The following is a 13123-nucleotide window of genomic DNA, read 5'->3' on the forward strand; positions in this document are numbered from 1 at the left end:
GGAGCGCGTCACCGCTCGCCGCAATACAGCGGTGGGCAGGTGACGCGCTTTATGCCTGCCTAAGGGCCAAAACAACCTGCAAGCAAGAACCTCGCCAAACGAACAATGAAGATGGTGGAATCGTGAAACTCGAACTACGAGGAATCTCGAAAGCCTTCGGTTCTTTCTACGCCAACAAAGATATCGACCTGACGGTCGATGACGCCCAGATTCACTGTCTGCTCGGCGAAAACGGTGCTGGAAAGTCCACGCTTATGAACGTGCTCTACGGGCTGTACCAGCCGACCGAGGGCCAAATTTTGCTGGACGGGAAGCCCGTCGAGTTCTCCGGACCGGGCGACGCCATGGCCTCGGGCATCGGCATGGTGCACCAGCACTTCATGCTGGTCCCGGTCTTCACCGTGGCAGAGAATATTGCCCTCGGCGCAGAAACCACCAAGGCTGGCGGCGTGCTTGACCTGCAGGTCACCCGCAAGAAGATCCGCGAGATCTCCGACCGCTACGGCTTCGACGTGGACCCGGACGCGGTCGTCGAAGACCTGCCCGTTGGCGTGCAGCAGCGTGTCGAGATCATCAAGGCCCTGGTGCGCGAGGCCAAGATCCTGATCCTCGATGAGCCGACCGCGGTGCTGACCCCGCAGGAAACCGACGAGCTGCTGGACATCATGCGCCAGCTCAAGGCCAACGGCACCTCCATCGTCTTCATCTCGCACAAGCTGCGCGAAGTGCGTGCCGTGTCCGATGTGATCACCGTGATCCGCCGCGGCCAGGTCATCGATTCGGTCTCCCCGGAATCCTCCACCACCGAGCTGGCCAACCTCATGGTCGGCCGCGCCGTGGAACTGAACCTGAACAAGGCCGCAGCCACTCCCGGGCAGGCGGTACTGCAGGTCAAGGACCTGACGGTCGTCGACCCGGCGGGCACCACCACGCTGGACTCGGTCACCTTGGATATCCATGCAGGCGAGATCCTGGCGATCGCCGGCGTGCAGGGCAACGGCCAGACCGAACTGACCGAAGCGATCCTGGGCACCCAGCCGGTGACGGGCGGCTCGGTCAAGCTCGCCGGCCAAGAGCTGGTTGGCAAGTCGGTCAAGCAGATCCTGCGCTCGGGCCTCGGCTTCGTTCCCGAAGACCGGTCGGTGCACGGCCTGGTCACCCAGTTCTCCATCGAGGAGAACCTGGTGCTGGACCTCTACGACCGCCCGCCCTTCGGCAAGGGCATCTCGATGAACCTGGAGGCGATCAAGAAGAACGCCGCGCAGCAGATCCAGGGCTTCGACGTGCGTACCGATAATCCGCTGAACCCTGCCTCCAGCCTCTCGGGCGGCAACCAGCAGAAGGTCGTGATGGCCCGCGAGCTGAGCCGCGATTTGAAGCTGTTCATCGCTTCGCAGCCGACCCGCGGCGTGGATGTGGGATCCATCGAGTTCCTGCACCGCCGCATCGTGGCCGAGCGAGACAAGGGCACCCCGGTGATGATCGTTTCCACCGAGCTGGACGAGGTCATGGAATTGGCCGACCGCATCGCCGTGCTCTACAAGGGCAGAATCAACGGCATCGTGCCGGGCGACACCTCCCGCGAGGTGCTGGGCTTGATGATGGCCGGCGTTTCGCAGGAAGAAGCCCTGGCCCAGGCCGAATTCGCGAAGGCGGAGAACGAGCCGGTTGAAGCCCAGCCAGCTAGCGAGCATGACAACCAGGAAGGAGAAGCGCAGTGAGCGAGAAAGCACCTGTGGTTCCCGGCTCCGGCAAGCCGGGCAATGACCTCTTGCGCCAAATCACCCAGGGACCAGGCCTGGTCTCGGTCCTCGGCGTCATCGTCGCACTGGTCATCGGCGGCCTGCTGATTGCGGTCACCGATGAGAAGGTGGGCGAAACGGCCGGCTACCTCTTCGCCCAGCCTTCGGCCTTCTTCGGCGAATTCTGGCGTGCGGCCACCGAAAGCTATGTGGCGCTGTTCAACGGCTCGATCTACAACTCCTCGCAGGGGTTCAAGCCGTTCCTGGAGACCCTGACCGTCTCCACCCCGCTGATCTGCGCCGGCTTGGGCGTGGCCGTGGCATTCCGCGCCGGCCTGTTCAACATCGGTGCCCAGGGCCAGATCATCATCGGCTCGGTGCTGGCCGCCTACATCGGCTTCGCCTGGCACCTGCCCCTCGGCCTGCACCTGCTGCTGGTGATCGTCTTCGGCCTGCTCGGCGGCGCGATCTGGGGCGGCCTGGTCGGCCTGCTCAAGGCCAAGACCGGCGCCCACGAAGTGATCCTCACGATCATGTTCAACTACGTGGCCGTGTACCTGATCGACTTCCTGATGAACACCCAGGGGTTCCGCCGTCCCGGCGAGACCAACCCGATCTCGCCGATCCTGGACAGCTCGGCCATATTCCCGGCGATCCCCGGTTCGCGTTTGCACCTGGGCTTCGTGATGGCGGTGCTGCTGGTGCTGGCCGTGTCCTGGATGTTCAAGCGCTCCACCGTGGGCTTCGAATTCCGCGCCGTGGGCCACAACCCGGAAGCCGCGCAGACCGCCGGCATCAACGTGGCCCGCACCACCATCATTGCGATGGCGCTGGCTGGCGCCTTGGCCGGTGCCGCAGGCGTGGCACAGGTGGCAGGCACCGAAAAGGTGCTCACCGGCGGCATCGCCGGCTCGCTGGGCTTCGACGCGATCACCGTGGCGTTGCTGGGCCGCTCCACCCCGTGGGGCACCTTCTTCGCCGGCCTGCTCTTCGGCGCGTTCCAGGCCGGTGCGGTGAACATGCAGATCACCACCGGCACCCCGATCGACATCGTTTCGGTGGTGCAGTCGCTGATCGTGCTGTTCATTGCCGCTCCGCCGCTGGTCAAGGCCATCTTCGGCATGAACCGCAAGAAGAAGCGCAGCTCCAAGCTCGAACCTACTAAGGCAGGTGCCAAGTGACCTCTTCCACCTTGCAGCCGGCAATCAACGTCCTGCCGAGCAAGAAGACCCCGATCATCCTCTCGGTGATCGCAGTGATCGTCTTCTTCAGCTTCGGCCTGCTGGGCAACGACCAAGCCGCCCACTTCACGCTGAACAGCGCCGGCGACGCCTTCGAGCTGCCCGAACTGGTCTTCCCGGGCCGCATCACCAACATCGTGTTCGGCGTGCTGCTGCTGGCCATTGCCGCCTACGCGTGGATGCAGCGCAAGCAGGGCAGGATCCTGGCCACCTGGATGGTCGCCATCGCGGCGGTCCTGTTCGTGCTGGGCTTCCTGATCTGGGTGGTTTCCGGCGCCAACATCAACAGCATTTCGCTGGCCAGCCTGCTGGCCGGTGGCGTGGTGCTGGCCGTGCCGCTGGTCTTCGGTTCGCTTTCGGGCGTGCTGTGCGAGCGTGCCGGCGTGGTCAACATCGCCATCGAGGGCCAGCTGCTGGGCGGTGCTTTCACCGCGGCACTGGTCGCCTCACTGACCCAGAGCGCCTTCGCGGGCCTGGTTGCCGCCGGCCTGGCCGGCGCCATGGTCTCGCTGGTCCTGGCGGTCTTCTCCATCAAGTACGTGGTCAACCAGATCATCGTCGGCGTGGTCCTGAACGTGCTGGTTTCGGGCATCACCGGCTTCCTGTTCACCACCGTGATGCAGGAGGACCCGGAGCGCTTCAACTCGCCAGCGCACCTGCCGGTCATTGAAATCCCGCTGCTCTCCTCGATCCCGGTCATTGGCCCGATCCTGTTCAAGCAGTCGGTGATCGGCTACCTGATGTACCTGGCCGTCTTCCTGGTCTGGTTCGGCCTGTTCAAGACCAAGTGGGGCCTGCGCGTGCGCGCCGTGGGCGAGCATCCGAAGGCAGCCGATACCCTGGGCATCAAGGTCAACGCGATCCGCTTCTGGAATGTCACCCTCGGCGGCATCGTGGCCGGCATCGGCGGTTCCTTCTTCACCCTGGTGGCCATCGACTCCTTCACCAAGGAAATCTCCGGCGGCCGCGGCTTCATCGCGCTGGCCGCAGTCATCTTCGGCCGGTGGAACCCGATCGGCGCTTTCCTGGCCGCCCTGCTCTTCGGCTTCGCCGATAACTTGCAGGTGATCCTGACGATCATCGGCACCCCGGTACCAAGCCAGTTCATGGCCATGATGCCTTACCTGGTGACCATCTTCGCGGTGGCCGGATTGGTGGGGCGTTCGCGCGGACCGGCAGCTGCGGGCGAACCCTACGTGAAGGAATAGCGATTTCCCATGAATAGCAACAACGCGCCGTGGCCGCAGCTCGAAGCTGCGGCTGCGGCCGCGCTGTCCCAGGCCTACGCGCCCTACTCCGAGTTCCGGGTGGGTGCCGCGGCACTGACCAGCGACGGCCGCCTGATTTCCGGGTGCAACATCGAGAACGCCGCCTACGGGGTCACCCTGTGCGCTGAATGCGCCATGGTGGGCCAGCTCTTCGCCACCGGCGGGGGCACCATGGAATACTTCCTGTGCTTCGGCCAGCTGCGCGAGGGCGAGCTCGAACTGATTACCCCGTGCGGCCGGTGCCGCCAGCTGCTTTTCGAGCACCGCGGGGCGCAGCTGCTGATCAAGACAGCCCGCGGCATCGTGGGAATCGACGACCTCTTGCCTGACGCGTTCGGGCCGCAGAATCTCAACTTCTAGCGCCGGAGCACACCGGCCAACAGCAGAATGGAAGGTGCCTGATATGGCTACCGAGCAATTCAGTGCCGTCGAAGTCATCCGCGCCAAGCGCGATGGCGGCGAACTGAGCAACGAGATGATCGACTGGACCATCGATGCCTACACCCGCGGGGCCATCGCCGAAGAGCAGATGTCCGCGCTGAACATGGCCATCTACTTCCAGGGCATGAACCGCAACGAGATCTCGCGCTGGACTACTGCGATGATCAACTCCGGGGAACGCATGGACTTCTCTGCCCTCACCGACCCGTCGGGCAAGAAGCTGGCCACCACCGACAAGCACTCCACCGGGGGCGTGGGGGACAAGATCACCTTGCCGCTGGCTCCGCTGGTCGCCAGCTTCGGCGTGGCCGTCCCGCAGCTCTCGGGCCGCGGGCTGGGCCACACCGGCGGCACCCTGGACAAGCTCGAAGCCATTCCCGGCTGGAAGGCGGATCTGTCCAACGAAGCGCTGTTCTCCCAGCTGTCCAACGTCGGCGCGGTCATCTGCGCCGCCGGCACCGGACTGGCTCCGGCGGACAAGAAGCTCTATGCCCTGCGCGATGTCACCGCCACTGTGGAAGCCATCCCGCTGATCGCGTCATCGATCATGAGCAAGAAGATCGCCGAAGGCACCGGCACCCTGGTGCTGGATGTGAAGGTCGGCTCCGGCGCGTTCATGAAGGACGAGGCCATGGCCCGCGAACTGGCCGAGACGATGGTGAACCTGGGCACCGATGCGTCGGTGAACACCGTGGCTCTGCTGACCAACATGGAAACCCCGCTGGGCCTGACCGCCGGCAACGCCATCGAGGTCGAGGAATCCGTTGAGGTCCTGGCAGGCGGCGGACCAGAGGACGTCGTGGAGCTGACCGTGGCCCTGGCCACCGAGATGCTTGCCGGGGCAGGCATCAAGGATGCGGATGTCCCCGGTGCGCTGAAGAACGGCAAGGCCATGGACATCTGGCGCAAGATGATCGCGGCCCAGGGCGGCGATCCGGATGCCAAGCTGCCGGTAGCCAAGGAATCGCACACCGTGGTGGCGCCCGCCGAGGGCGTGCTGATCAAGCTCGACGCGATGGACATCGGCCTGGCCGCGTGGACCCTGGGCGCAGGACGTGCCCGCAAGGAAGACAGCGTCCAGGCCGGCGCCGGCGTGCGCATGCACGTGAAGCCAGGTGCCTTGGTTCGCCGTGGCGAGCCGATTGCCACCTTGCTGACCGACACCCCGGCCAAGATGGAGCGTGCCATCGAGCTGGTCCAGCGCGCCATCATGATCGGTTCGGCCGATGACCGTCCGGACACCCGCCTGATCCTGGACCGCATCGCCGCCAAGTAGCCGAATCCGGATGGGCGCTCAAGGAGCCGGGAAACACGTTGCCGTGTTTCCCGGCTCTTTCGCTTGCCGGCGACCGATCCGCTGGCAATCAGTGCCCCGCTCCAGAAATATCGGGAGCCTGGTCGCCCTGCGAGTGCTCTTCCCCGGCCTCGCTGCCTGCATCAGCTGGGCTTTTCTTTTCCGGAGGGCTCTGCAGGTCCGTTCGTCTTCGAAGTTGCGGTAGCAATGGCCTGGCATCCTGGTGGTTCCCAGGCCAGCTGCCGCAGTGGAAGTTCCCAGAAAGTTCCCGGGAACAATAACGGCGTAGTCAAACGTTAGTCAGTTAACTCCTACCTGGGTAGCAGATGGGAATTGTCCACAACGCAACGTAAGCAGGATGCGCGCAGGTGAGTTCTCGAGCGAAAATGGAGAGACATTCAGCGCATGGAGCGCCTTGGGAAAGTAGATGTAGGCACGCATGGAATTAGTCAATGAGGCAATCACGCAGGCCGCCAGCGCATGGTGGATCCTGCCGTTATTGTTTCTGTTCTGCATGATCGATGCGATTTTCCCCCTCGTCCCGAGTGAATCCTTTTTGGTTTCACTGGCCGCGGTCGGCGTCCACACCGGTGTTCCCAACCTTGTCCTGATCGGCTTGCTCGGTGCCGGCGGTGCCTTGCTCGGCGACCAGATCACGTACGCCATCGGACGCAAGATCGGATCCAGGGGCTTCAAGTGGATGCGCGGGCAACGCGCGCAGCGGGTGCTGAACTATGCCGAGAAGAAACTTGAAACCTCGGGCGCTCTGCTGATTTTCACGGCCCGATACATCCCGATTGGCCGAGTGGCCGTGAACCTGACCGCGGGCGCCACCGGATTCAGCCACAAGCGCTTCACCCTCTTCGACACCATCGGCGTACTGACCTGGGCCGCCTACTCCGTCAGCATCGGTGCGCTGGCCGGCAACTGGATGCACGACAACAAGCTGCTGGGCATTGCAGTTTCCATTGTCATCGCCGTAGTGCTCGGATTCGTCATCGACCGGATCGTCAGCTGGGTGCTGGATCGCCTGCATCGGCGCGCGGCGAAGCGCGAAGGGCACCCGGTGCAACCAGCCAGGCAGACCGTCCCGCCAACCCCTGACGAGGGTTAACCTCCCGTATTGATCAGGGTCACATAGTGGCTCGCAGATCTTTACCCGTTGGAGCTGTCAGTTCCGCGAAAATGCGACTAGGCTCAGTGGTGTGACTGAAGAAATGATTCATACTGACTACGATCCCGAATTCGACTTCCGGGATCTGCCTAAAGTTTCGCTCCATGACCACCTCGACGGTGGTTTGCGCCCTCAGACGATCATCGAGCTGGCCGCCGAGATTGGACACGAGCTGCCAGAGACCGAAGCAGAAGCTTTGGGCGAATGGTTCCGTGAATCAGCCGACTCCGGCTCGCTGCCACGCTACCTGGAAACCTTCGAGCACACCGTCGCGGTCATGCAGACCCGAGATGCGCTGATCCGCGTTGCCCGCGAATTCGTAGAGGACCTCGCTGAAGACGGTGTCATCTACGGCGAAGTCCGCTATGCACCAGAGCAGCACCGCCGCGAAGGCTTGAGCCTGGACGACGTCGTCGACGCCATCCAGGAAGGCCTGGACCAGGCCTGCGAGCAGCTCAACGCCGAGGGCCACCCGATGCAGATCGGCCAGATCGTTACCGCCATGCGCCACAGCGACCAATGCGTCGAAATCGCCAAGCTGGCCCTGCGCCACCGTGGTCGTGGCGTCGTCGGTTTCGATATCGCCGGTGCTGAAGATGGCTTCCCGCCCTCAGTGATGAAGGAAGCTTTCGACCTGCTGGCCGAGAACCTCTTCCCAACCACCGTGCACGCTGGCGAAGCAGCCGGCCTGGATTCCATCAAGGAAGCCATCCTGATCGGCCGCGCCCAGCGCCTGGGCCACGGAATCCGCGTAGCCGAGGACATCGAGATCGAGTTCGGAGCTATCGACGAGAACGGCGAAGAACTCAGCGACGATACCGGCCTGGTATCGCTGGGCCCGGTAGCGAACTGGGTCCGCGAACGCGGCATCCCGCTGGAAGTCTGCCCGTCCTCGAACCTGCAGACCGGTGCTACCTCCAAATTCGGCGAAGGCATCGGGAACCACCCGATCGACCTGCTGGTCCAGACCGGTTTCAATGTCACCATCTCGCCGGATAACCGCCTGATGTCCGGCACCACCTTGTCCGATGAGTTCGAATTGCTGGTAGAAGCCTTCGACTACGACTTGGAAGATCTGCTGGATCTGACGCTGAACGCCGCCGAAGCTGCTTTCGTCCCGCTGGAAATGCGCGAGCTGCTCGTTGAGTACATCAACGACTACTACGACAACCTGCTGGATGACGAGGACTACGAAGAAGACGAATACGAAAACGTCGCCGACTAGTTCCAGGACCCAGCCGCCAGGCAACCACCGAAGCCGTCCCTTGCCCAAGCAAGGGGCGGCTTCGCTGGTTCCAAGGGCAGGTGGTTCCTAGAACGGGTACTGCTTCTTGGTGGACTGCACGCCGACCCAGTGATCGGTGGTGAATTCCTCGATAGCCCACTCGCCGTTGAAACGGCCCAGACCCGAATTCTTCTCGCCACCGAACATCACATGCGGTTCATCATTGACGGTGATGTCATTGACGTGAGTCATCCCGGCCTTGATGCCGCGGGCAAAGGCGACGCCCTTCTCCAGGTTTTGCGTGAAAACGGCCGAGGACAAGCCGAATTCGGTGTCGTTGGCCAGTTCCAGCGCATGCTCTTCGGAGTCGGCCTTGGCGATGCCCACGACCGGGCCGAAGATCTCCTCGCGGAACAGTTCCATGCCGCTGGTGACATCTGCGAAGACGTGGGGAGAGACCACACGGCCTGTGATCGAACCTGCCAGGACTTCGCGGGCGCCCTGGCCACGTGCGGTCTTGATCTTGCCGCTCACCGACGCCAACTGCGCATCATTGATGATCGGTCCCACGAGGTTGGCTGGATCGGCGGCATCGCCATAGCCGAGCTTGCCGACCTGCTCGATGAACTTCTCGATGAAGGCCTCGTAGACCGGAGCCTGGACGATGATGCGGTTGATGGCCATGCAGATCTGCCCCTGGTGCAAGAACTTGCCCAGGGTCGCGGCCTTGGCTGCTTCGTCAAGATCAGCGTCTTCGAGCACGACGAATGGCGCGTTGCCGCCAAGCTCCAGCGCCACGCGTTTCATGTGCTCGCCGCTGACCGCGATTTTCCCGACGTTCTTGCCCACCGGAGTCGAACCGGTGAACGAAACCAGCGACGGGGTCCGATGCGCCACGAAGTAATCGCCGATTTCCGAACCGGACCCAACCACTGCGTTCAGCACGCCATCTGGCAGGCCAGCCTCGGCGAAAGCCTTGGCCAGGACCAAGGCTCCCACCAGCGGGGTATCCGAGGCGGGTTTGAGCACCACCGCATTGCCCAGGGCCAGGGCCGGCGCTACGGACCGGGCCGACAGCAGCAGCGGGAAGTTCCACGGGCTGATGACGCCCACCACGCCGACCGGTTCGCGGTAGACCCGGTTCTCCTTGCCCTCGGCATTGGAGGGCAGGATCTTGCCGTGCACCCGGGTGGGGAAGGTGGCTGCTTCGCGGATGGCAGCGATGGTGCCGCCCAGTTCGATGTTCGCCTTCAACTGCGTGGAACCGGACTCGGCGGTCAACAGCGCCAGGATGCCCTCGAAGTTCGACTGCAGGTAGTCGGCGGCCTGGTTCAAGACCTTCGAGCGCTTGCCGGGGGAGAGCGCCGCCCAGCCTGGCTGCGCAGCGGCGGCAGCGCCATAGGCGTCGTCGACGTCGTCGGTCGACGCCTGGCGGATCTCGGCCAGGAGCGAGTCATCAAAAGGGTTGGCAGTGCGCAGGATGCGCTCGGAGCGCCCCTCAACCCACCGGCCGCCGATGAAGAGTTTGGCTGGAAGCTGATCCAGGAATTCCAGCTGGGCGGTGTCTTGGACGGTCATTGGCAATCCTTCGCGTCGTCGGGATGAACTACGGCCATGCTAGCCCGAATGGGCAGCAATGGGCAGCTCCTTGGCCGCAGGCTGAAAGCCCGCTTCGATAGCATGTTCCTATGCCGGAGAACAGAACGCAGCTAGAGCAGCTCAACGCCACCGTACGGACCCTTCGCAGCAGATGCGCCTGGACTGGCGCGCTGACTCACGAGTCGCTGCGCACCTACCTCATTGAGGAAAGCTATGAGGTACTGGACGCCATCGCCGAACGGAACCCAGCCCTGTTGAAGGAGGAGCTGGGGGACTTGTTCTTCCAGATCCTGCTGCATTCGCTGATCGCCGAGGAGCAAGACCATTTCGGCCTGGAAGATGTCGCCGAAACGCTGAATGCGAAGCTATTGCGCCGCAACCGGCATATTTTCGACGAGCAGGGCCAGATCCGCCAGGACGTCATCACGGATGTGGATGAGATTATCCGCGTGTGGGATGCGGCGAAGCAGGCCGAACGCGCCGGCCAGCCGAAGAAGCGGAAGAACGCGGGACTGCCCGCTGGGCTGCCGTCCCTAGCGCTCGCGCAGAAATTGCTTGATCGCCATGCCAGAGCAGGATCGGCACAGCCCGCGGCCGGGCTAGTCACCGAGCAGATCCGTGAACGAATCGTCGACGAGTTCTCCCTGGCCAAGGAATTAATGGCCCTGTCAGCGAGGGCCGAGGAGCTGGGCCTGGATGCCGAATCGGTGCTGCGCGCGGCCCTGGGCCAGCAATACGGCGCGGAAACTGGCGCAACAACATCGCCCAAATCACCTTCGAAGCGCTAGGCTAGAGACAGGCAATGGCGCCGACGGTCTTATCAGCGACCGCTGGTTGACCTGCCCCAAGACCACCCCTTTTCTACAAGGAGTCCATACTCATGGCATTGATTGACGCCATTCACGCGCGCGAAATCCTTGATTCCCGCGGCAATCCGACCGTCGAGGTCGAGGTCCTGCTATCCGACGGCTCGCATGGCCGTGCTGCTGTTCCTTCCGGTGCATCCACCGGCGCTTTCGAAGCAGCTGAGCGTCGCGACGGCGACAAAGAACGGTACCTCGGCAAGGGCGTACTGGGTGCTGTAGAGTCCGTCATCGACGAAATCGCCGACGAGCTGGAGGGCCTTGACGCCACCGACCAGCGCGCCATCGATGCCACCATGATTGAACTGGACGGCACTGCCAACAAGTCCAAGCTGGGTGCAAACGCCATCCTCGGCGTCTCCCTGGCAGTGGCCAACGCCGCTGCAGTGAGCGCCAACCTGCCACTGTTCAAGTACCTGGGCGGCCCTAACGCGCACGTACTGCCAGTGCCACTGATGAACATCCTCAACGGCGGCTCCCACGCCGACTCCGACGTGGACATCCAGGAATTCATGATCGCCCCGCTCGGCGCGCCGACCTTCTCCGAGGGCCTGCGCTGGGGCGTCGAGGTCTACCACAACCTCAAGTCCGTGCTGAAGGAGAAGAACCTCTCCACCGGCCTGGGCGACGAGGGCGGCTTCGCTCCGAACCTGCCAAGCAACCGCGCGGCTCTGGAACTGATCACCGAAGCGATCAAGCGCGCTGGCTACACCCCGGGCGAAGACATCGCCCTGGCGCTGGATGTCGCTTCCTCCGAGTTCTACGAGAACGGCGCTTACCAGTTCGAGGGCAAGGCGCTCTCTGCCCAGGAAATGAGCGACTACTACGCTGGCCTGGTTGCCGACTTCCCATTGGTTTCGATCGAGGATCCACTGGATGAAGACGACTGGGATGGCTGGAAGACCCTGACCGACGCCATTGGCGATAAGGTGCAGCTGGTAGGCGACGACCTGTTCGTCACCAACCCGCAGCGCCTGGCCGACGGCATCGCCAAGGGCACCGCCAACTCGCTGCTGGTGAAGGTCAACCAGATTGGCACCCTGACCGAAACCATCGATGCAGTGACCATGGCGCAGCGTGCCGGGTACACCACCATCACCTCGCACCGTTCGGGTGAAACCGAAGATGTCACCATCGCTGACATCTGTGTGGCAACCAACGCCGGGCAGATCAAGACCGGTGCACCAGCTCGCTCCGAGCGCGTAGCCAAGTATAACCAGCTGCTGCGTATCGAAGAAGACCTGGGCGCCTCGGCGGTCTACGCTGGCCGTAGCGCGTTCCCGCGTTTCAACAGCTAATTTTCAGTAATAGCGAATAAGCTCGTCGGTAGTGGATACCGGCGGGCTTTTCGTTATTTAATGGAATTATCTTGCCAAGTCCACGGCAACACCGCAAGAAAAGCACCACGGGAATTGGGGGAGTATGGCTCAGCGACCACCGCGAATGCCTCGCCGTAATACTCCGGATCCGGCCGAAGAAGCCGTAATAACCCCGGTTGACCAGACGAAACATGACGGCGCAGGTTCCGAAGCTGAACCGCCTACCGACGCTCTGCGCATCGTCAGGCCACAAGCGCAGGCCAGGCAAACTCCTGCAACGCCGCGCCCACCGAAGGCCGCTCCCGCTGCGCAGAAGCCCAGAAGCGTTGCAGCACAGCCGAAATCGACGGCACGCCCAGCGTCAGATGCGTCACGTGAGCCGAAAAAATTTGCAGGAAATTACGCGCCGAAGCCGAAGGTGCCGCTGCGCGAACGTGCCAAGGAAAAGCAGAACGAACGCCGACGCGATGACCGGGTGAAGTTCTCTGCTGCCGTACGCCGCAAGCCGGGGCAGAAGCCGTCTGGCCAGAACCACGTCCCCGAGGGCGAACCCGTTGCTGCGCACCGGTTTTCCGGCCGTATCGCCGCCTTGATCGTGGTCCTGGCCTTCTTCGCAGTGATGCTCGTGCCCACGGTGAATTTCTACCGCACGCAGATGGCGGAGCTGAATGAGCTGAATGCCTCGATCGAAGCGCTGGAGACGCAGCGCGATGACCTCAAGGCAGAGATCGCGCGCTGGGATGACCCGCTGTACATCAAGCAGCAAGCACGCGAGCGGATAAACTTGGTAATGCCTGGTGAAAAGCTCTACATGGTGGTGGGTGAACGCCCTAAGGATGAAGAGACGCCCGCCGACGGCAACGGAAGCACCTTCGAGGTGCGCCAGGAACTTCCATGGGTTGATGCTCTGCTCGACTCCGTTCGACGTTCTGCCACTGACTAACCACTTTAAACACG

At 63.0% G+C, this 13123-nt stretch carries 11 protein-coding genes; 10 read left to right on the top strand and 1 reads right to left on the bottom strand.

Annotated features, from left to right (window positions below; genetic code table 11):
• Positions 1 to 122: 122 nt before the first annotated feature.
• The 7 genes from M2368_RS06880 (at position 123) to M2368_RS06910 (ending at position 8385) form a co-directional block, all read left to right on the top strand.
• Entirely contained in the window at positions 123 to 1721 is a 1599-nt protein-coding gene (locus tag M2368_RS06880) for an ABC transporter ATP-binding protein (protein ID WP_105657429.1), read from the top strand.
• Positions 1718 to 2923 (top strand): ABC transporter permease, encoded by a 1206-nt coding sequence (locus M2368_RS06885; RefSeq protein ID WP_402741650.1) that lies wholly within the window; start codon positions 1718 to 1720, stop codon positions 2921 to 2923. The genes M2368_RS06880 and M2368_RS06885 overlap by 4 nt, the downstream gene beginning before the upstream one ends.
• Entirely contained in the window at positions 2920 to 4191 is a 1272-nt protein-coding gene (locus M2368_RS06890) for an ABC transporter permease (RefSeq protein ID WP_105657431.1), read from the top strand. Before M2368_RS06885 ends, M2368_RS06890 begins: the two co-directional genes overlap by 4 nt.
• 9 nt (positions 4192 to 4200) lie before the next feature.
• Positions 4201 to 4611: a cytidine deaminase gene (locus M2368_RS06895; RefSeq protein ID WP_105657432.1), complete on the top strand. Its 411-nt coding sequence runs from the start codon at positions 4201 to 4203 to the stop codon at positions 4609 to 4611.
• Positions 4612 to 4654: 43 nt separating this feature from the next.
• A complete protein-coding gene (locus M2368_RS06900; RefSeq protein ID WP_105657433.1) occupies positions 4655 to 5968 on the top strand; it encodes a thymidine phosphorylase in 1314 nt (437 codons plus the stop codon).
• A 457-nt stretch (positions 5969 to 6425) separates the two neighbouring features.
• Positions 6426 to 7100, top strand: a complete 675-nt coding sequence (locus tag M2368_RS06905; RefSeq protein ID WP_105657434.1) for a DedA family protein — start codon at positions 6426 to 6428, stop codon at positions 7098 to 7100.
• 103 nt (positions 7101 to 7203) lie between these two features.
• Positions 7204 to 8385 carry an adenosine deaminase gene (locus M2368_RS06910; RefSeq protein ID WP_498724365.1) on the top strand — a complete coding sequence of 394 codons (1182 nt, stop codon included), beginning with the start codon at positions 7204 to 7206 and terminating at the stop codon, positions 8383 to 8385.
• 87 nt (positions 8386 to 8472) lie between these two features.
• Here M2368_RS06910 and M2368_RS06915 read toward each other — a convergent pair whose 3' ends face one another.
• A complete protein-coding gene (locus M2368_RS06915; protein WP_402735655.1) occupies positions 8473 to 9963 on the bottom strand; it encodes an aldehyde dehydrogenase family protein in 1491 nt (496 codons plus the stop codon).
• Positions 9964 to 10073: 110 nt separating this feature from the next.
• On the opposite strand from M2368_RS06915, the gene M2368_RS06920 reads away from it, so the two are divergent.
• The 3 genes from M2368_RS06920 (at position 10074) to M2368_RS06930 (ending at position 13109) form a co-directional block, all read left to right on the top strand.
• Positions 10074 to 10772: a MazG nucleotide pyrophosphohydrolase domain-containing protein gene (locus M2368_RS06920; RefSeq protein WP_498724263.1), complete on the top strand. Its 699-nt coding sequence runs from the start codon at positions 10074 to 10076 to the stop codon at positions 10770 to 10772.
• A 92-nt stretch (positions 10773 to 10864) separates the two neighbouring features.
• Positions 10865 to 12145: a phosphopyruvate hydratase gene (eno, locus tag M2368_RS06925; RefSeq protein ID WP_498724264.1), complete on the top strand. Its 1281-nt coding sequence runs from the start codon at positions 10865 to 10867 to the stop codon at positions 12143 to 12145.
• Positions 12146 to 12269: 124 nt separating this feature from the next.
• Positions 12270 to 13109 carry an FtsB family cell division protein gene (locus M2368_RS06930; RefSeq protein ID WP_286134178.1) on the top strand — a complete coding sequence of 280 codons (840 nt, stop codon included), beginning with the start codon at positions 12270 to 12272 and terminating at the stop codon, positions 13107 to 13109.
• Positions 13110 to 13123 lie beyond the last annotated feature (14 nt).

The sequence above is a fragment of the Arthrobacter sp. JUb119 genome (assembly GCF_024807995.1).
In the GTDB taxonomy this organism is placed as follows: domain Bacteria; phylum Actinomycetota; class Actinomycetes; order Actinomycetales; family Micrococcaceae; genus Glutamicibacter.